The following is a 22,715-nucleotide window of genomic DNA, read 5'->3' as shown; positions in this document are numbered from 1 at the left end:
TGCCCAACCCCCGCTCACGCAGCCCCAAATAATCCCGCTCCAGCGCCGACAGGCCCGCCACCACACCATCGAAAGCCACCAACTGCTCAGGACCGAGTCCAAGAAAGCGTCTCGGCTCATCGTCCGGCGCGTCAGACGTCGCATCACCCGCGGCGCCGTCGACCACCGCCGCACCGGTTGCGCGACCACCATCGGCCACCACGGTTGCATCGGCTGGGCCGTCCACCACATCACCTGATGCCGGCCCCACCTCGGCGCACAACGCCTCCCACGCTTGCGGATTGACTCCACCCGGCTCGGGCGACTCCCGTGACAACCCGGGTCCCTCGTCCTCAAAATCCGCAGCCGGCTCCTCGGCCGGGTCGGGTTGCTGCGGTGCTCCCTTGATCGGGCACTGGGGCATCTCCGGGTGCTGCGCATAGGGGTCAACCAGCTTCGGGTTGACGTCATGCAGGTCTGTGTTGACCGGCTTGAGCACATAGACGGTCTCGCCGACGTCGGAAGCAAGCTCATCAACGTCGTAGCGGAATCCGATGCGCCACGCCCGTCGCACACTGCGGTAGGCCTGCACCTGCAGCCAGCGGTCGTATTCCAGAGGCCCGCCAACCAAAGTGTCGGCCACCCACGTCGTGCCGGTGGTCTCCTCATAAAACGCATCCGCGCGATGCGCGTCGGCACCGTCTTCGACCACCAGGATCAGCGAATCCAGCGGCGGCCGTTGCTGTTCGGCCACGCCATCTGCGCCCACCACAAAGCGCCTGCACACCTCGGCGAGCGCGTTTTCCACCAGCGCGACCCCACCCTCGGCGACCACCGCAACCGGCTCACCGTCGACGACCATCGTGACCCGTTCCAGCCGGCCCCGGGTCGTCTGTTCCAGCAACCACCACTCATCGGCATCGCCGGGCAGCGCGAAACCGTCCACACCCGCGGCCAGCTGGATTTCATTACCCACCCCCATACACCGCTGCAGGTCGGGCGCGCGGCGCCCAAAGACCTCCAGACCCGGCAGGTAGGCCGAGATATCCAGGCCCAGAGCGATCCGCGCGAACACCCGCCGCATCACCGACGACTGGTCCGCCCGCAACAGGTCAGCCCGTTCGGCGCCGTCGATGCCCCGCATCCACAACCCCCCGGGCTGCGGCCCTCGCGGGCCGCCGACGTCGCCCGACGCCGAATTGATCAGCAACACCCGCACGTTGTCGCCGACCTCTGTATCTGCGTCCGCATCGCCGGGGTCCACCAGCACTACCGTGCCCAAACCCTCGGCGGCCAGCCCCCCTCCCTGGACCGCGGCCAGCGCCGTGCTCGACCCTTGGCCCAGCCCGACAACGACGAATTCACCGGGAAGCGGGTCAAGCGCGGCGGCCACCGCGATATCGCGACGCAACACTAGCCCGCGGCCCTCCGGCGAATCCGGAGCGCACCGCAGCACGCCCACCACTGCGACCCGCGGGACCGCTGACCGCTCGGACGGAGGCATCGTAGCCACCAGGTCCCGCATATCAGCGAGCAGGCCCAAACCCAGATGATGCATCCGCCAGTAGTCCGCCGCGCTCGGTGCACTGTCGTGAGACGTCACCACATATATCCGCCGATCCGCGCGCTCAAAGTCGCCGTAGGTGAACATGGCCGAACCGTTGACGATGTTGACGAAGCGAATACCGAAGTCCGCGTCTTCGGAGGTGATCTCATTGCCGTCGAGTTCCGTGGTGCCCTCAACCATCTCCACGGCGTTCAAATGAAAGGCGAGGCCAATGCCCAGCCGCGGATAAAGATCGGGATCGGCTGCATGGCTGACCAGCAAATCGCAGGCTGCGGTCGTCACCGTCAGCGGCAAACCCAGGGTGCGCGTGAAAATGATCCAATACTGTTTGAACACGGCGGCCTGAAGCGTGCTCAGCCCCGCCATCCCGGGCCAGGACACCTCGCCCGGATAGCGGTCGGCCAGCTCACGCAACGCCGGGGGCAGCGATTCATCGGTCAGCCCGCGCCACCACTCGGCGACCGCGGCCGCCTGCTCCCGCCCGTCGGCGACGAACTCGTTCTCGTATACGACTTCAACGCCGCGCGCCGAGTACTCGGTGGGCTGCAGCTGGTCGGCGGCCCACTCGACGGTCCCCACCGGGTGGGGGCTGTCGCGATCGGGTAGCCGGGACACGGCATGCAGGGCCAGCCGTCTCCGTATGCTTCCGAGGTCTTCGTCGTCCACTTCCCCGTCGGCGACCGCGTTTGTCGACGCATCGCCCCAGTCGGCACCGAGCTCATCCCCGAGCGCCGCGAGCAGCGCGTCCGCTTCATCGAGCACCTTCGACGAATGCGGTTCGCTGCGGGCCTCGTCCTGGTCGCGGCGGGCCTGCTCGAACACCCACTCGAGCCAGGACACCTCCCGCTGGGCGACCTCGAGCCACACATGCGCCTCGACGAGCTCGTAGGCCAATTCCCGGCTGTGCCAGAAGAGACCCCCGAGCAACAACCGCGACACCCGAACCGCTAGCGGCATTTCTCCGAGCTCCTGCTGCGCCGCCCGCGGCAACGTGGCCACCAGCCCGGCCAGCAGACGCTTGAGCTCGGCTTCCCTCTGCGACTCCGATTCCCGGGCGCTTTCGTATTTGGCTTCCAACTCGCCGATCGGGTCCGCCGCCGCGGCAGCGGTACGCTCGTCAGCAACCAAAGCCTCCCACCGCTGCTGGTAGACAGACGTCCAGGCGATGGCCATCAGATACTCCGCGACCAGTCCAGCGAATCCGACGTAATTCTCCTCCGGCAGGTTCTGGGCGGCCTTACGCACCGCCTGGCTCTCCAGCGCATCCAGCAGCGTGTCGGGCGGCGACGAAAGCGCCCCGTCGACATCGACCGACATCACGCCCAGCCACTGCGCCAGTTCGCTTTCCTTCGCGGCCATCCATCGCCACGCCTCCCGCTCGCTGCCCGGCACGCTGGTATCGACGGATTCGCCGGGGCCCGCAGCACCGCCGCCACCGGTCGGCTCGGTGTCGTCCAAGGCGAATCGTTGCGCCGCATCGCCATCGTCGGCGGCCGTGACGAGCTGCGAAACCACCTGCGCCAACCCTGAATCCAGCCGCGCTTCCAGTTCGCTGCGTTCGCGACGCAGGGCATTGATCGCCTCGGCACGCTCAACAAGCGCATGCAGCTGCTCGTCGTCCGGCGTCGCGTCGCGCAGGCCGGCCAGGAATTCCAGCTCCAATGAATCTTCAAACAGCTCGGCCAGTCGCACCCCGTACGACTGCGCGGCCCGAAACATCGGCACCTCATTTGTCTTGTGCCAGATCTGGGATCTGGCGCGTTCGCTCGCTGCCGCCAGCTCAGCGAGCTCGCCACCCGCCGCGGTCAGCCGATCGACTTGCTCGCGGCAAAGCTCGTGCTCGGCAACCGCTTCCGCAAGAGCGTCTTCGCGGCCGACCGACCCGAGCGCCGCCACCCGCCCCGCCCAATAGATGCGCTGGTACTCCGCGGTGTGTAGCGCCGACCAGAACCGCTCGATCCAGATAATTCGTTGCTCGACACCGGCCCACTCGGCAACCTGGTCAATCAGCGCGTTCAGGCTCACGAACCGCTGACAATTCCAGATCATGTTCGCAACCGCGTTGGAGTTGCGGTCGGGAGATGTCTCCAAACCCTCCTCCAAAGCGTCCTGCACCGAAATCACAACCGATGTGGTCACCGCCGCCGCATCGCGGCCAAACACCAAACGCAGCGCCTTATACCCCAGCCCCACAAGGTATTCCAGCGCGGCGACAACCTTCGGCTCCCGCAGCCCGGCGATCACCAGCCGGTGTCTTACATCCCGCTCATACTTGAGCCACCACGGCGCCGCACTGCCATAGAACATATTTTCCGGCGACTCCCCTGCCTGCGATGCCAGGTCGCGAACATGCTCCCGCAACGTGTCGCGCCGCCCGACAGCCCGATCACCGAGATCGGCGAGCCGCGACAGGACGACGTCGGTAGCCGGCGACTCGGAATCTGGTCTCGGGAGCCCGCTTCCGGGCGGTTCGGTTGCCGAGCTGTTGCCGCCCGACCAACCGGCGGAGATGTCTGCCCTGCGATCTGCATCCGAAGGTGCCTGGGCGACGGTGGGGGCGGGTCGGTGTTGTCGGAAGTCGGGCTGGTCCGGCTGCGGTGGTGGGGTGGAGTCGGCCAGGTCTAGTTCGATTGGGTTGATCAAGTTGCCGTCGGCATCGAAGGTGCCGCGGTCGACCGAGGTACCCAAATCGTGTACGCGGCTGAGGGATTGATCGTTTGGATTGTTACCCGTCGCCACTACAACCCCACCGCTGCTGTGGTCGTGCGCGGGGGCGCCCCCGGCCGACTCCGGCTCGCTGCGGCTCGCACTCTTGCCATGGTGGTCTGCGATGTCGAACCACACACGTCGACCGGCGGAATCGAGTTCGGCGCCGAATCGCGGATAGCGCTGCAACCGTGCCACATCGGTCAATTCATGGCCGCCGTCGGCGACGGTAACCCGCACGCACTCACCGAACTCACCGTCGAGCACCTCTGCGACGACCCGCACCGGATGCTCCGCATAGGTGGCCTGGCGGGGTATCAGCGACAAGATCGCATCAACGGCATCCGTGGCAATGGCATCGGCGTCCGTGGAATCACGCCGCGCTCTCCTTTTCGGCCAGTCATGCCGCGACAGCAGATCACTAATCGCCGAAATGGTCGTCTGCGGATCCGACCACGCCAGGCTGATGCCACGCTCCGGGGCCGCCGTCGCGACGCGTTGGGGCACTGCGTTCTCGAACAGTTCCACAAACACGGTCTTGCCGGCACCCTTAACGGTGTAGCCCCCCACCACGTTGTGCTCAGCGACCGCCGCGCCCACAATCTTCATGCCCCGCCGGCGCTCTGCCCGTTGCTGCTTGCTCGGCCCGGCCTCGCTAACGTCTTGGTCCTCGTCGTCCAAGAACGACTCGTCGATATCTTCGAGGCTCCATTGCGGCACCTGGTCAATCACCACCAGTGGAGGCACCTGACGGCTGCCCTCGGCGACCGTGATCCGCACCCCCCGCTCACCGGGTCCACCGCGCATCGCCTGCGCCATCACCGTCACCAGCCCCCGGCCGTGCTCAACCCCGTTGGCCACCAACTCACTAGCCACTAACATCATCGAGTCGACCTGATCGCTGTCCAGCCAGCCCAGAGCACCCAGCCAGGCGGTCACACGATGCCGCGCCCCACCCACCCCGTCCAGATCACCGTTTGCGAGGACCAGCGAAAACCCTGCAGCGCCGTCGGATCCTTCGAGATCCGAGCCATCGTCGTCGCCGATTGGCGAACTATCGCTGGGGCCGGGGGGGACGCTGCGAATGTTTTTGGGCATGGCCAGGTTCGCCGTAGCACCGTCATCAGCGGTCGGCTCGGCGTCATCGGACGGGAGTCGTTGCGCTGTCTCGGGGTCGTCGGCGTCCATGACGAGCGACGAAACTACCTCTGCCAACAGCGAATTCAACCTCTCTTCCAGATCGCTGTGTTCACGCCATAGGCCGTTGATCGCCTGGGCGTGTGCAACGAGCGCCCGCACTTGCCCGTCATCCGGTGCCCCATCACGCAGGCCGACCAGATATTCCAGCTCCAACGAACTTTCTGCCAGATCGGGCAATGCCACGCCGTGTGGTTGCGCGGCCTGCCTCATCCCGTTATCACTCGTGGTGTCCCTGATCTGAGAGATGAGCCGTTCCTGCGCTGCCGCCAGCTCAACGAGCTCACCGGCCGCCGCGGTCAACCGATCGACTTCGCCGCGCCAATGTTCGTTCGCGGATACCGCTTCCGCGCCTTCCTCCTCGGGACCAGTCCACTCAAGCAGAGCCACCTGCGTCGCCCAGTAATCGCGCCGCCGCTCCAACGCGGTGCGCAGCGCCTCGCGCAACTCCTCGAAGCCGACAACGCGTTTCTCGACGCGGGTCAACTCGGCAATCTTGTCAATCAGCCCAGCGAGGTTCAGGAACCGCTCGCAGTTCTCGATCATCGTTGAAACCGCACCCACGTAGCGATCCGGAGACGCCGTCAACGCCTCCTGCACCGAATCCACCACCAGCTGGGTCACCGCCGCCGAGTCCCTGTCGAACACCAAACGCAACTTCGGCCGGCCCGCCGCCGCGAGATGTTCCAGCGCGGCTACAACCTCTTGGTGCCGCAATCCGGCGATCACGTCTCGGTGCGCCGCATCCCGCACATCCTCGAGCCGCGACAGCGTCGCAGGGCCCTCCCACAGGCCTTCGAGCGGCTCTCCCGCCAGCCAAGCCAGGTACCCAACACCGTCCCGCGCCGCGTCGAGATCGTGTCGAGCCCGATCACAAAGATCATCGACCCGCCCCAACACGGCGTCGCCGTCATCCGGCAATGGACCCTCGCCGAGGGGGCCTGCGGCGGTGGGGGTGGGGCGGTGTTTTTGGGCTTGTTGCTTGTCGCCTAGTGGGGTGTAGTCAAGCAGCTCTAGTTGGTCCGGGTTGGTCCAGTTGCCGTCGGCATCAAAGGTGGGACGAAAGTCATAGAGCTGCTCGACGGGGTTTCCGTTGGGGTCCACCCAGATACCGTGGATATCGACGTTGGCCCCCACCTCGGCCGTATCGAACACGACACCAACACCGCCGTTGTTGCGGTCGATCTTGCGGACACTGACCCGACCCCGCTCATCGACATCGCGGTACACGAAATAGACATGCCCTGCAACGGGGCGCCCGTGCTCATCTTTGACAGGGCGCCCCTGGTCATCTTTAGGGGACTCCAACACCCACACGCCATAACCGACCCGCGAAGCACCACCCTCCAACGATGTGCACGCCAACCGCTGCACCTCCCGCAGGCCCTGCTGCCCGGTGCCGCGGTAAACGAGGTGACCGTTGGCCGCCAGCGCCATCAGCGCCGTGTCAACATCCTGCGCATCCGGGGGAGCCCGGATCGGGGCCACCGCCGCCGGCTTACCCCTCCGCACCGGCGCATACAAAACGCTGATGTCGTTGGCGCTTACCTGCACACACAACCTGGATACAAAGGCCGCCGGCGCACCGGCCAACACCCCGGCCAGCACCCGCACCACCCGCTTTTGTTCCAAGACCAGCCGATCCTCGCTCCAAGCGATCCCCAACCCCTCGCGCAACACCTGGCGCACCCGCGCGCGCCGCGCATTGGCCCACAGCCCCCGCAGCACCACCTGATGTGGACGACTAATAACGCTCTGCCCGCTGACTGCGGCCTGCAACGTCGCCCTGTCCGCCCCGACGATCACCCGATAGGCCCACGGATCCGACCCCACCAACCCCGCCACCCGATCCCGCGACACCACAAAATCCACCAACGCCAACAACCACCGCCGCACATCGGAATTGCTTGGCAGCCCCGCCACACTCCGGTGCGCCTCCACCTCAACCGCCGCCACAAACGGCACCTGCCCCACCGCGTCAGTGATGCCCCACGTCTGCGACAGACGACCCTTGATATCGAGATCAAAACGAGCACACCACACATCCACCAACCCAGCATCTGCCCGGCCAGCATCGGCCTCGGAAATATCCAGCGCGCCGCACAGCGCCACCAACACCCGATCAAGCGGTAGACGGTGGTTGACTTCGACATCGTCCAGCGTTTTCAAGCCGACGCCGGCTTCCGTGGCGAGTTGTTGGCGAGTCCATTGTTTGGCCAGACGCCTGGCCGTCACCAAACTTCCCAGGCTGTGGTGCCTTTTTGGATCGGTGCTAAATGAATCCAGCCGGCCCGGAAAGAACTGCTGCAATACAACTTGTTGCTGCGACTCCGAGAGCCCCGCCCCGAGGACCAGCTTCCGCCAGGTCGGCAGCTCACCCCGGCGCCGGTTCCTGGCGACAGCGAGCAATGTTGGCAGCGGTACACCGCAACGACGCGCCAACCCAGCTAACGACCCCTCGCACGCACCCGCGAGCGCAACGAGAAAGCCTCCCGCATCCGACGACTCCAACTTTTCGCACAACGTCTCCCACACCACCGGGTCGAGTCCATCCGACTCGATTACGATCTCGGCCTCAAACCGGGTCCGGTCAGACGCACCGTCGTCGCTGTCATCGGCCGCCGTCGCCACGGGCTCGGTATCGGCCGCCAGAAGCGTTCGGTTTGCAGGCTCGGCGCGGGACTGACTCGGCGTATCAGGCTCGTCTAGCTCACCCTCGAGACGGTGGTCAGAACCGTCCGGAGCACCGATATCCGACAAACCAGACGAACCGAGGGCCGCCTGAAGGCGTTGTTCGGCCCACTGGATGAGTTCACCGGCCGCGGCCGCATCGGTCCCCAACCGCTCAGCCGCTGTGACAGGTTGCCAGCGCCCGAACGTCAAGTGCTCGAGGATGGCATCGATCTGTTCTTCAGGCAGTCCCACCAAAGCGGCGCGGACGAAGTTCAGCACTTCGCTGTCGCTCAACTTTGGCTCAAGCACCGGGACATCCATTGAATGACGCCGCGCAATCACAGCACGCGCGTACTCACCCAGTGCCAACGACGCACGCCGGGCATCGGTCACCTCACCATCGGCGAGATGGTTACCCGCTGATTCGAAATGGCCCACGCCCTGGCTGTGCACCAAGCGCACCCATTCCCCAGCGCGGCCAGCCAGATCCGGATAGGCGTCCTCGACCATGATCCGCATCATGGCCTCGCGCACCTGGGCAACCGACAACTCCAGCGCCGCAATCCACTTCTCAGCCAGCTTCGAGGACGGCGGCCACCTGCCGTGCTCGACATTGCTGATGGTGCTAGCAGCCACTCCGGTTCGCTCGGCGAGTCGGGGCCCCGCCCATCCGCGCGACTCGCGTGCCCTGCGCAGCGCTTCCCCGAAGACCCTCAACACCTCCCCGGGCTCGATCAGCGCTTGCACCGCCGCGAAGTGATCAACAATCTCCCGCAACGGCGCACCCGAGAACCCCAGCGCCGAAACCAGCTGCTCAACCCTGTACCTCGGCGGCGTTATCTTGCCCAATTCGACATTGCTGATCGTGGCTGGACCCACCCCAGCCCGCTGGGCCAATACCTTCTGGGACCAGCCGCGCGATTGACGGTTGTCGCGCAGCCACATCCCGAAGTCGTCCGTGCCGTACTCGGTCAACGGTTTCACCGGCCCCACAGGCTCGAGGGGAGTTTCGTCGTGGGGTACATAATGGTCCGCGTCACCGCGTTCCGGTGGACCGAAGGCCTGTCGCAGGCGCTGCTCGGCGGCCTCGATGCGCACCGCAGCCGCAGCCTCATCGGTCCCCCACCCCTGGGCAACCACCCTCAGCGGCCCCCCGAATACCAGGTGGTCCAGGATCGTTTCAATCTCTGCGGCCGACAGATCCACCAACACGGTGCCCACAAAGTCCAGTAGATCGCTATCACTCAAAGCCAGCTCAACCACCGGATCCGCCATCGCGCTGCGCCCGGAAAACTCGCTTTCGATCGAGATCAAACGATTCCGCTCGACCACAGCACGCGCGAATTCAATCTCTGCCAACGACAAGTCCAAGGCAGCGGCTACCTGATCATCGGCGGGATAATGTCCCACTGTCGCGAAATACTTGTTACGCCAAGTGCGCACCGAACTCACCAAGTCAACCGCGCTGCGGCGCAAACCCGAATATTCCTGGCCGACCAAGACCCACATGACGGCCCGGCGCGCCTCGGCCACCGTGTGTCCCGTCGCCACAATCAACCCCTCAGCGAGCTTCGCGGACGGCTTCTTCTCGCCCAACTCGACTTCGGTGACATGGCTTGGACTCGCTCCGGCCTGCGCGGCAAGTTCTTCCAGGGTCAATCCGCGCGACTTCCGTGCCCCGCGCAGCCACTTTCCGAAGACCTTCAAGACATTCGGGGGCACGAGAAACGCTTGCACCGGCGGCACCGGGAAGAAATGGTCGAGCACCGCCCACAACACCTCACCCGACAACCCCAGCGCCCTAACCAGCCCCTCAGCGGTACCCCTCGACGATTTCCTCTTGCCCAACTCGAAATTGCGGACCGCGGTCTGAGTTACTCCGGCCCGCTCGGCCAGTTGAACCAGGGTCAATCCGAGTGACCCGCGCATATCGCGCAGCCACTCCCCGAATTTGTCCTCCCCGTATTCGATCAACGGTTTCACCTTGGCCCGAGGGAAGAAATGGTCGAGTATCCGCTGCGCCGTATCCTCCGACCACGCCCCAGCCGCAACGAAAACCGCAACCAGCCCCTCAGCGGTCCTCCTCCGCAGCCCTTTTTCGCCCGACTCGACACAGCCGATGTGTCTCGCACTCACTCCGGCCTGCCTGCCCAATTCTCTCTGGCTCCATCCCAGCGACGTACGTGCATCGCCCAACAACACCCCGAACACCGCGCCGCTGGATGCAGCTTGCGCCAAACACGTTTCGAAGACACCCCGCGGGTTCTCAGTCGCGCTCTCGCCACCGCGCAATGCGAAGAAGGCCTCCGCGAAGATCGTCACCGACAGCGCACTCGCGGTCTCCGCGCTGCCCGTGACGTCACGCATCAGTTGCTCAATCCCCGGGCCATAGATCCCCCGCAGAGCATCCTCGGCCCCAACATCACCAGCTCGCGCGCGCAACACCAGGGCGACGATCTCCTCATCGGACGCCCCGGCAGCGACCGTCGGCGCGCCCACCCCATCGGTCGGCGAGGTGCCTTCGTCGGTGAGCGAAGCCCTCTCGACCGCCGGTGTGCCCTCGCCGGTGAGTAGCGCCCCGTTCTCGCCCCGGAACTCATCGTTGATCGACGTGAGGTCGGGCGGCCGCTCACCCGAAGTCTGGTGAGTGGGTGACGGATCGAGTAGGTGGACCGCCTGCGTTGTCGGCGTGTCGTGCAGCTCGCCCATGCCAGCGGGGGGCTCAGTTTCTTTACCGCCCAGGCCTTGTGGAGACTCGACGACTTCACGGCCGGCAGCAAGCACCGCCGAACCCTTACCCGAGTCGTCACCAAATATCCGCTGTTTGGCAGCGGCAACCACATCTTCGACCTCGTCAAGGTCCGCGATATCGACATAGCCGACGCGTAGGTGAACCCCCGGCCGGTCGGGGTGCTTCGGATTCGGAAGGTCCGCCATTCCCTCGCGCCGGATGTAAGCGCCACTTTCTTTGCCGATCGCGGTTTTCGCGGCGCTCATGGAGGAATCGTCGACCCTGCCGACCACAACGGCGGCCATGAGTTTGGGTCCTTGACGCATCGCATGGGCTTGCGCCGGTGTCCCCTTGAGAGGGTATTCGAAGGCGCCGGCCAGGGCGCCGTAATGGTCGTTGGCGACCTCGACCCGGTTTTGGACATGCTCATTAATGAGGGAAAGGCCCTCCAGTTCGGCCATAAAGACAAAGGCCGATTCGTCGGGGTGATCGCGTGTCCACCGGCGCGCGTCGGTGATCATCTGCTTCAACAGTTGCGTACCCCGAGCTTCGTAGAGACCGGTGACCGCATCCCGGTCCGGCGGCTCGTACAGGGCGAAAAGTGCATCGACGGTCGCACGGCCTGCCCGGATCTCCTCGACGATCGCAGCCGCCTTTTTCGTGAACAAGGCGAGTTTGTATTCCTCGGGCTGCAGGTAGCGAGTACGGCGTGCGGGCTCTGCCGGCGCGCCGGCTTCACCTTGGCCACCCGCCTCTTGTGAGCCCGTTCGCGTTTGCGCTTCCTGAGGCGCCGACGCCGCTGCCTCTGTGTCAGCCCCGTGGGCCCCCGTCGCTGATCCCGGCTCTCCTGCGATCGCCCGGCTGCTTGTCTTACTGCGCTCCACCCCATCGTCTGCGTCGTCGAGGATCTCACTGAACACCACACCGATCCGAATCTCCGCGTGGCCCTCGTGTATCCCGACAGCGTTATACTCCGGTTGGCCCGGATGTTTTGGATGCGGGAAGTACAGACCATTTCGGTCAACGTATTCGCGCGCCTGAGCTTTGATTCTCTGCGCCGCCGCGGCGACGGCCGCTTCGTCGATGTCTCCGACAACGACCGCAGTTATTTCATCACCGCCGACACGCTCGATCACCGCCACCGCCCCCGTTTCCTTAAGTGCCGCAATGACAAAGCCCACCAGCTTGCGATAGTGGCGATCGGCTTCCTCGCTCCCCAACGCCTGATCCATGCCGCTGAGGTTGGCGATGTCCAGCTCCACCACAAAAGCTCTCTCGCCGGTTTCGGCGACATGCAACTGGGCGCGCATCACCTCGCCCACCTTGAGCCCGTCACGCCAACCGTTAAGCAAGCCCGTCGTCTCATCGATCGGCAGCTCCCGATACAGCGCCGCGGTGACCGCCTCCACCGACAACGCCGTGAGATCCAACTGCGCGATTAGATCTCGAAACTCGGCCTGCGCCACGTCGTCCGGAGACGGAAACCCTGCCGCTTCACCGTCATCAGCACCGCCGCGGCCCGCGACGTCGAGGTGGCCGCCCGCCCCGCCGCTACCCGTGCCGGCATCCGGGGTGGGGTGGTCGTCGCCACGGTCGCCGCGGGTGTCGTGCGGCCCCCGCTCATCCGGACCCGCACCGCCATGCTCAGCCCCGCCGCGGCCCTTAAAGGGTGCACCGGCGGCCCCGGGCAGGACGGGCGGCCCGGTAGCCGGGCGGCCAGCAAGCCCGCTGCGGTCCTGGCCGTCGTCGGGTGCTGGGTTGTCAAAGTCGAGCATGATCCGGTGCCAGATCTGGCCGCGCGGCAACGGATCGGCCGTCTGCGTGGTCGTTCGGCATTCGATTCCCGAAAGGGTCTGCCGCACCGTGTCTTCGGTGAGGCCTGGATCGGAGTGCGTGGGCTCCGTGCGCATGTAGTCCAGCTGGACACGTAGCTTGGGCCGCCCGTCTGCGTCCTCGCTGAGGGTCACCACGATCGCGGCGTCTTCTGCCGCGACCGGCTCGGCTAGCGCAAGCATGCGCAGTGCGGCGTCGATGGCATCCCGCGACGTTCCGCGCCGGTCGGACCCGGGCAGCTGCGCGGCGAGGGTATCGGCGATCTCGCTTGGGTTCCACGGCTGCCCACCCGTGCGGATCACCCGCTGCCAGCGGAACCCCGCGTACTTTTCGCGCATGTCCGAGGAGTGTTGTTGAGCGTCGCGGTATGCGTCCAACGGCTGGTAGCTTCGGTCGGTTTCCAGCCGGTCGGCGATCTGTCTGAGCTTGGCGGCATGATCGCGGCGCATGTCGCGGTTGCCCAGCACCCAACCGTCGGGGTACCGGCAACCCGACTCGGGATCCAGGAACGCCGCATTGCCGCGCAGCCGATCGATGAAGACCCTGCGCACCGTGGTGTCCGGAGCGAAACTGAACGGCTCCGGCGACAGGTGGCCATACACCGCCATCAATCGCAACACGTGTTCGATGTGGTTGACCCGGATGCCCATCATGCCCAGTGTGCGGCCCAGCACCCGCAGCGGGCTGAACCGCTTAGACATCAGATCCTCGACCGCCAGATCGATGGACGTCACCGCCGACTCTGGCTCTGAGAGGCCCTGCAGGTCGACTGCGGCCACCCAGCGGGCGACTACGTCGCCGAGCGACCTCTCCCGCGAGCCGCTGAGCTGCCACCGCTGCCGCAGCTCATCGATGAACTCCACCGCTTGGCGTCCGGTACGTTCGTCAAATGCGGTGGCGTTCACCGCCATTGCCATCAGCCTGACGTCACCCACGTCGACCCCGTGCAGCAGGGCTCGATCGAGCAACAGACTGGCCGAGGCCAACTCGTCGAACCAGTCCGGATTGTCACTGCGCCTGCCGCCGCCGTAGACGTCGTCGCTCCAGGCGTCGGCGACCATCGCCAGCATGATCAACTCGGGGTCGGCGTGCAGCAGCATGCCGTTGTCCAGAATGTGCCGTAAGTCGTCCAGCGCGGCAAATCCGTTGTGGTAGAACGCCGCAACCTGGTAATCCCGCAGCTCGAACGACCCGTACAGGTGGTTGGCCCTACCGATGTCTGGATGCCCATACACCACACGGTTGATGAACAGGCCCTCGGCCATCAGCCGGATGAACCGCGCGACCCGCGGCGCTGCGATCACCTCCTGCCCCAGCCGCCGCCCCAACATGTCGGTGATCTCATTGATCTCGCCGGCCAGCACATCCACCGACAAGGGCACGGTCGTCGGGTTCAGCAGATAATCCTTAATCCAATCCACCGATTCGCCATCGCCCGGCATGCCGCGCTGCTGGGTCCACGCATACACATCGGCCAGACCGGCCACCCGCACTCCCCCCGGCTCGGCCTGCCACGACCGGCGCAGCAAATCCTCATGCGACACCAGACCGCGCCAGCCGCAGGACACCCGCAGCCGACCGCGCGCCAAAACCGGATGCCGCCGGTGTACGCGCGGCCACACCCCGACGACACGCCCATCGGGCAAAGTGCGGTAGTCCTCCTGCTCACTGATCGGCACCGGCGTCCAACCCTCGGCGGCCTTCAGCTGCTCGAACAGTGCCTGGGGGACCGATAATTCGATCACGTCGGTGGCCCCCGGCGGACCAGCACCCAACGCCTGCACGATCGCCGCATCACCGACCACCACGGCCTGTTCGGCCAACGCCGGGTCAATGACGTCGCGATCGGCCGCGCGCTCGATCCCTGCGTCCAGTTCATGCCTGGGCTCACGAGCCAACCGCACATCATCGCCGCGCAAATACACCACCCCGTACCACGCTGCGTTGCCCAGGCTCAGCAATTGAAGGCCCAGATCGGGTTCCCCGGGCGCGGAGAGCTTCAGCACGTCGATGGGCTTTGGCAGGGCGCGGTTGTCCGGCTCCAACCGCTTCATGAATTCGAGCAGTTCGGCTTTGGCCACCTCGCCGAGCCGCGGCAACAGTTGACCAGCCGCCTGCTTGATCTCGCCCAGCGACGATCGCAACTCTAGCGGGGCCCAGTTGGCTCGGCGCGCCCATGTTCGCGCGCCGTACCCCGAAGCGAGGAACTCGATGCGGTCAACCCCGGCGTGCTCGAAATAGCGCTGAATCTCCCACAACCACTTGGCAAGTCCCGTGCCCCGCAAATGCTTGTACTCTTCGAAGATTTGCACGTCGTCGCAAAAGACGACCAGATTATCCTCAGTGTCACGGTATGAGGCACACGCAATCTTTCCGATCTCCTGACCGCCGTGGAGCACGTCGCCAAAAAAGTAGGCGCTCTTGTTGTCTTGCATCGGCCTCCCCAGCAGTGCGGCGACGCTCCACCAGGGGATCTCGAAAGTTGCCTCCAGCTTGACGTCGATTGATCCACACCCGCCAGAAAGAATCTCAGCGAGCCGGCTAAGCCGCTGCGGGCTGCGGCTCTCGATCACCTCGCCCAGATGTTCGGCGTTGCGGGTGTTCGTCCGTTTCCGTGCGTAGTGCACGTCATGTTGAACGCCCTCGCGTCCTGTGGGCGACTCCGCGATACCACCGGATTCGCGGGGGACATGGGAGGCGCCGACGAGGTCGCGGGCGGGGATCGTGGTGCTCTCGTCACCGGGCCGTTCGGCAGCCTCAGCACCCACAGGTGTCCCCTCATCGGCCGCGGTCGCTCCCATCGCAGCTGCCAACGACGTCGGACCGTCATCATTGGCGACCGATGTGTTGGAGAGGTCGGGGTCCAGCTGGCCGAGGCTGTAGGTGGGGCCGCGGCCCCAGGCGGGTTGGGCGCTCCCGTCGTTGTTGACGGCGATGGCGTGCAGTGTGGTGCCGTCTTCGAGATCGAGGTGGCCGCGCACATCGGCTTCGGTCAAGCACGCAACGTCGTATTCGTCTATCGCGTAGGGATCCGTCTCGGTGGGGGCGGCCTCGACCACGTGCAACAGCACCTGCCCACGTTCGGCTGTCAGCGACCACACATGGCCGAGCTCCTCGGACTCCTCGAACTGCTCAGACTCCTCGGACTCCGGTGGGCTGGTTGCCAGGTAGACCAGAGCGGTCGGATCGGTGTCATCGAGCAGCTGCTCCATCAGCGCCGCGATATCGGGGTTGTCGTCCCAGCCAGCGCCGCCGGGTGGGGCTTGCAGCGGCTGACCGTCGCGACCGGCGGTCCCGTAACCGCGCACATAGTAGGCGAATTCCCTTGCCGTCAACCCCCTCCCGCGCAGCGCGGCTACATGGATAGTGTCGGCGTCGGGCGTCGTGACCCCAGTGACGAAGCGCCGTTTCCCGAACCCCAACTGCCCGACCGCACACACCAGCGGCACCGACACCAGCCCTGCCAACTCGGCATCCACCAGCGCGGCGGGGTCCAGCAAATGCGGTTGGTCCATACCAAACCGCTCGGCCGCCTGGAACCGCGCCACCACTGCCGCATCCAGCACCGACATCCCAAACACCCAGCGAGAGATGGCGTACCACGCGGAGCGCCAGTCCGAAGCCGGGTTGCTCAGCACCCACACGACGATCTCGGCCGGGGCTGCGCGCGGATCGCGGCTGTGCTGTGACAACTGCGCCTCCCAGCTGGTCCTGTCGGGCGGGATCTCACCGGCTGCCAGCAGGGCCGCAAAGGCTGCGTCGAGATGGTCGTGAAGCCTCGCGGCGGCAGCGCCCGCGGGGTCCTCGAAGCCCACATCGGCACTCGGTCCCGCAGAGCGGGCTTGGCCGGTCGCGTTGACGACGATCCCGACGAACTGGGCACCCGCCACCGCAAGCTCTCGCAGCCGTTGCTCGGCATCCACGCCCAAATGGTTGCGCTCCTCGAGGCGCTCAGCCACCTGCACCGATTCGTGCAGCCACAGCCCGTCCGCGGTCTCGGTCAACGTGAACGCCGACCCCTCGGATGCATTCGAACCCTGCGGACCCCAGTAGCGCACCAACACGTGTCGGGCGACATCGCTCGCGTCGCGCACCCGTTTCGCAAACGTCCAGGGGCTGGCGATCTCCCATGCGTCGTCCCCGAGCACATCGGCCAGGGATGGCACCCCAGCCCGGCCGCCGGAGCGGCGCTGTACGAACTCCAGCTCGCGCTGTATGCAACTCGCGTCCTCAGCATCATTGGTGGGCACGTCGCCGACGCATCCTGGCTCCTCCGTACTGACGCCCGGCTCTGTGTCAGCTGCCGTGTCACCGATGGGCCACGTGACACGATTGGCGCCCGAGCGTCCCAGCAAGTAGGGCCTCAACCCGGTTTTCAGTTCACGGCTGAGCTCCGCGCGTTCCGCGTCCGGCACGCCGTCGACAGCCACAGTCACCAACAGGTGCTGCTCGTCAAAGCGAGCGCTGATCTGCACCCTGCCCCGCGGCTCACCGTCTCGTGAGACCTCACCGGAGAACTGCCCGGCCGAAACATCGAACTGGATCAAGAACGGCCCATAGCCGGCTGACATATCGTCAGCAACCTCGCGGCTCAAGGAACGGTTTGCGTCGGGATCGGCGTTGCCGGCCCGCCGGACCTGGCGCAGGGTGGGGGGGTGTGCGAGGTCCACGTTGCGGCAGTCCCACGGTTGGGCCCGATACCACTGGCGTGATCGCGGCTGCGGCCCGACGGCACCCTCAGCGTGCCACCACCCCTGCTCCTCTTCGGCTTCGTCAAAGGCGCCGATCAGGTCGCCGTCATGAACGTCTTCGGATGGTGCGGAGCGGCCGTCCCCGATCCGACGGAAGCCATCTGGACTGACTCTAGCCGGGCCGTGGCCGGTGGCGGGATCTTCGGCCTCGGTCACGACCAGCGTGCCCTGCGACAGGATCTGAGTTAACCTCCACCGCACCCGGTCAATCGTCGCCGAGGGAACCGCCGCCACATACAACCGCTCGGCCAGTCCCCCCCAGTCGAGGTCCCCGACCACGTCAGCATCGAGCCGGCTATCACGCACCGCCCGAACGAACTCCGAGGCCTCACCCGACCCCGCCAGGTACTCGGCCACACCGCGCACCTGGCGCTGTGCGGGGCTGGCCGCACCGAACTCGACAGTAAGATCCACACCCGGCACGAAGTCAGCCACAACCTGCAGCAATTCCGCAGGCCCGAATCGCGCCGTCAGCTGATCGGCCGCGTCGACGGACGACTCGGAATCCGGCCCCGGGAGCTCAGGAACCGAGGCTGGCTCATCCGGTGTTGGGTCGTCACCGAGATCGCCCAGGGTGTAGATGGGGCCGGGGTCGGTGGCGGGTTGGGCTGTGCCGTCGCGGTTGATGAGGAGGGCGTGGTCGGGTTCGCGTGGCATGTGGCCGCGCACGTCGGCTGCAGTCGAGCACGCGTAGTCGAATTCCTCTACCGCGTAAGGGTCTTCGGGAGTGGGTGCAGCGACCACCACATGCAGCTGCACCTGCCCTTCTTCGGACCGCTGGTCTTCGGGGTCGAGGACGGTCAGCGTCCACACGTGCCCGTGCTCCCCGGCCCCAGACGGGCTGGTCACCAGATAGACCAGATCGGTCGAGTCGCTCTTGTCGAGCAGCCGGGCTACCAGCTCAGCGAGGTCGGGGTTATCGACCCATTTCCCGTCGGCCGGTGCGGCTTTGAGTGGCTGCCCATCCGGCCCGGCCGTCCTGTGACCACGGGCATGATAGGCGAATTCGGCTGCGGTCAAACCCATCCCGGGTAGCGCCGCCACATGCACGGTGTCAGCATCGGGAACAGTGATCCCGGTGGCAATACCGCGGTTCGTCTGGTGGCGTTGCCCAAACACCAACTGCGGCACAGCACACACCAAAGGCGCCGACGCCTCCGACAGCACCGCGGCCAACTCCCGATCCACGACTTGCGCGGCCAGCTCGGCGGGATCAAGCAGATGCGGCGTGGCAATACCCAACCGCTCGGCGGCCTGCAACCGCGCCACCGTCGCCGCATCCAGCACCGGCCACCCCCGCAACGAGCGATACAACGCATACTTCACCGACCGCCAGTCCGATTCCGGGTTGCCCAGCACATACACTGCGCTCTCGGCCTGGGCTTCGCGCTTGTTCAACTTGCGACGGTCGGCGCGATCGCGGGCGTACCGCGACAGCCCCAACTCCCACCTGAACCTGTCGGGGCGGATCTGACCGGCCACCGTCAAGGCTGCAAACGCCGCATCGAGGTGCTTGTCGACGCTGCGCTCCACCCACGTGACGGCTCGGGGCTGCCCGGCAACCATTTCGAGCCTGCACCCGCTGGCGAACTGCGAACCATGACCGAACAGATCATGCAGCAGCGCATCGGTCCACATGTCGCCGCTGCCCTTCTCCAAGTCTCTCCTCGCCTGGGCCCGGGCGTAATCGTCGGCGAATTCTTGCGGGTTCAGAATTGCCGCCACGTTGATGTCGAGTGCAAAGACATTGAGTGCGAAGTCATCGAGGCCGGGGGTCTGATACTTCGCCCACGACGTGTTGACCAGACGAGAGCCCATCTGCTTGAAATTGATCTGATATGGCGGCAGCGTCGCATCGTGGGTCAGCGCGTTGCGCACGGCTGCCACGATGCGCCCAGCGGTCTCGGCCAGCAGCGCGCGCTGCCGTGGTGTGGCGTTGGCCAGCGCAGCCTGCAGCTCCGCCAGTCCATGGATCTCAACGTAATTCGGATCCTGCGGTCCCGTCGCGCCGCGCACACCGTGCAGTTCCTCGATGACGGTCCAGAACGCGCGCAGGTCCGGATCCTCGATCGAGACCTCCTCCGGCGCCGACAGGCTCTCCCCGCCACGGCGCAGCGACCCTACGTCCATGCCCCGCGCGCAAAGCCACCGCGACTCGGGATCGATATGAAACCCCATCTCCTCCGGCGCCCCATCACCCAACCGACGCAACCTGTCCTCAAACCGCGCCAGCATGCCCTCATACTCTGTGACGACACGCTCGACACGAGCTAGCAGCGACTCCAACGTCGCCTGATCTGCCTGCACCGCAGAACCTTCCGACACCAACCGCAACGACGCGATCTCGCCGCGAATCGCCGTGATCTGGGCCTCAAATTGGGCACGTTCCGCATCATCAAGCGCCAGGCTCGGCGCGTCGGGCTCTTCGGCGGGGACGCCGGCGTTGATGCTCGCGAGGATCTGCGACAGGCCTATTGCGGTATCCCGTGCTGGCCTGGCCTGAACCGCCTGCCAATCGATGAGCCGGCCCGCCCATTGGTTGGCCACTTGCATAACGTCGTCGGAGATGGGCCCGTCAAGGCGCTGAGCAAGGGCCCACTGCTCGGCGTTGGGCGCCCGGACTTGCTGATAGAACGCATCGAGCTGCCCGGCCAAATGCGGGTAGCGCTGCTTGGCCTCCTCGATAAACTCCGCGGTCCGCCTCGGGTGCAGAACCCGCAACCAGCCTTCCCGCCGGTCGGAATGGACATCACCGCTGTGCGCCCCCTCAGCGGTGATCACGGTGCGCCGCTCGTATAGCCCGTAGGTGGAATCCGGAAAGTCCTGGTCCCCGATGGTCACCCCGATGACCTCATCACCATCGGGATCGGTGCCCGAACGACCCAAGAACACCCGTGGTTTTTCGGTGCGATCCACCAACGATTCGTAATCCGCGGCGATCACCCGCAACTCCTCATCGCTGACCCCCGCCGTCTGCAAACCCCGCAATGCCGCACCGAGCTGACCGGGATAGAGCAACAACCCAGTGGCGTACTGGGTTTCAACCGACCGAAACGCCCCCGCACCCGTCAACGGATAGGTGCCGCCCTCACCCCGGTGGTTGAGCGGGACCACCACACACCACCCCTGGGGCCCCAACTCAACACGCGGCTCGTGCCGAGGCATCACCGGGATCTCAACAATCGGTAATCCACGCTCGGCGGCCAACTGCTGCAACCATTCGGCGTCCCACGCATCGACCGGTGCCGCGGCGCCGGCGGCATTTTCGACCTCAGGAATGACCACGCCAATGATCTGCACACCCGGTCCGGACAAGGTGTCCACGACGATCGGGGTGCCCTTGCGGTGCTCGTCGGCCATCAGTTGATCACCTGTGATGCCGGGGTCCACGAGCTGCCACATGGGAAACCGAATAACAAGCCCCGCACTTCGCGGTAGATGTTCGGCGTCGATAAGGACCGCTTTACGAGACCACGCGACCGGGCTACCAACCCGGTCGGGATTACGGACTAACACATCCTCAGAAACCGACTCAGCCACCCGAGAATCCGAGCCCAGCAATTGACGAAGCCTCACACCTAGAGTGCTCACCGGCACCATCACATACCGCCAACCCGGGCCATACTCCCCGGGATCGGTAGCCCCCAACAACCCCGACGAATCAGCATCCCCAGCGGGCTCACCCGGAAGTAGTTCTGCGGGCGGAGCGTTGGGCTGCCTGGGCGCATCGGGCTCCACCACCTCCGACACCTCGCCGCGGCCTGCCGCCGACGCATCCTCACCAACCCGTGCACCATCAGCACTCAAATCTGGAACCGACCTTGGGTCAAAGCCCGCCAAAAGCCACTGCCACAACGCCCTTGATGCCGTGCCCTCCGCGGCCCCGAATCCCGCAACCGGTCCTGACTCGAACCCCTCATTGGCATCATCAGGCAGCCGTTCGATGGCAGCGGCCGCAAATTCGGGCGGTGTCACTGCGGCCTCGGCTCGCCCCGCCTGTTCTAACCGGTAGCACGCAGACCGAAAGTTGCGATGAGAGAACGGATAGACGTGCACGGTGACTACCTCGCCGCCGAAGCGGCACGTGATGCATGCCGCCTCCGGATCGGTCGGCTGGTCGATGAGGCGATTTTCATTGATCCTCCCGACACGCTTCAACTCGGCCGCGACGTGCTCTGACGTCCCTTCGAGCAGATACGGTTTGAGCCCACGAGCCAGCCGGCCAAAGTTCCGATCCGAAACGGCTAGGGAAATCGCGCGCGGCGCGTCCAGCCAGACAGGGCGGATACCCTTGACGGCAGCAACCAGTTCAGGCGGAAACCCTACGTGTTCGCGGATCCCGAACTCAATCTCACGGCCCCATTGCGTGTCATCGTCGCGCAAACGGGCATTCAGCGGCGAATACAACGAGCTGGCAACGACATTCGGCGGAGGCAGCTCACTGCCCGTGTCCACGACGGTGACCAGCAGCTCGCGATCGCCCCGCGCACCGGCTTCGTGCATGACCAGCCCCACCGCGCCGACAGTATTGTTGAGTGCATAGGCCAACACGGGAACCAGCGCGTACACGATGTCGTCGCGCTTGCCCTCCGACCAGTCCGACAACGACTCCCTCAACCAAGCCAACGCATCACGGACCGCCGACCAGTTCTTCTGCGCGTCATCGCTAGGCGCATCTTCCGCTCGCACCAGGCGTAAGAAGTGTGTCCCCGACACGTCTAGCAGCCCATACCGGTGAGCGCGCACCACTAGGACGGTGCGATTGGGTGCACCAAGCTTCTTCAGTAATCTCTCGACGCACCAACGGACGTTTTCTTCAGTCAAGCCGAACCAGTTGGAGATCCTTTTATCGGCGTAGCCCTCGGCCACCAACGGAAGCACTCGGCTCTCACGCGCCGTCAGCTGCGGCAGGCCCTGCGGCGACTCGGCGCCCGAAGGGCCCAGATCCAGTAGCCCGCACCGGAAAGCGAGCACCACCGCGTGGGTGCGGTCGCGTGCACCCAGCTCGTGTAGCAAGTCCTGGACGTCTTTCTCGGCGATCTTCTGACTGCAGCCCAACCGCTCGGCGATGTCTTTGTTGGTCAGCCCCTCGGCCAGCAGCGCAAGCACCTGGTCCTCGGGCGGGGTCAGCTGCGGCGAGCCCCGCCCAGACTCTGCGGTGCGGATGGGTTTGTTCGACAGTTGTCTGACCGCAATCACGTCTACGCCGTCGACTGGCATCGCCCGTACCGTCGGATCGACACCGCTGGTGTGGCCGTAGTAGGCCACCTGGGCGTTG

At 65.6% G+C, this 22,715-nt stretch carries 1 protein-coding gene; it reads right to left on the bottom strand.

Annotation, left to right across the window (positions count from 1 at the left end):
- On the bottom strand, positions 1 to 22,715 hold a 22,715-nt coding region (locus ACZY0B_RS25025; RefSeq protein ID WP_463766934.1), incomplete at both ends, for a helix-turn-helix domain-containing protein.

The sequence above is a fragment of the Mycobacterium sp. IDUB_19 genome, assembly GCF_055419445.1.
Note: the sequence above shows the minus strand (reverse complement) of the source record. Positions and strands in the feature narration are given on the sequence as shown.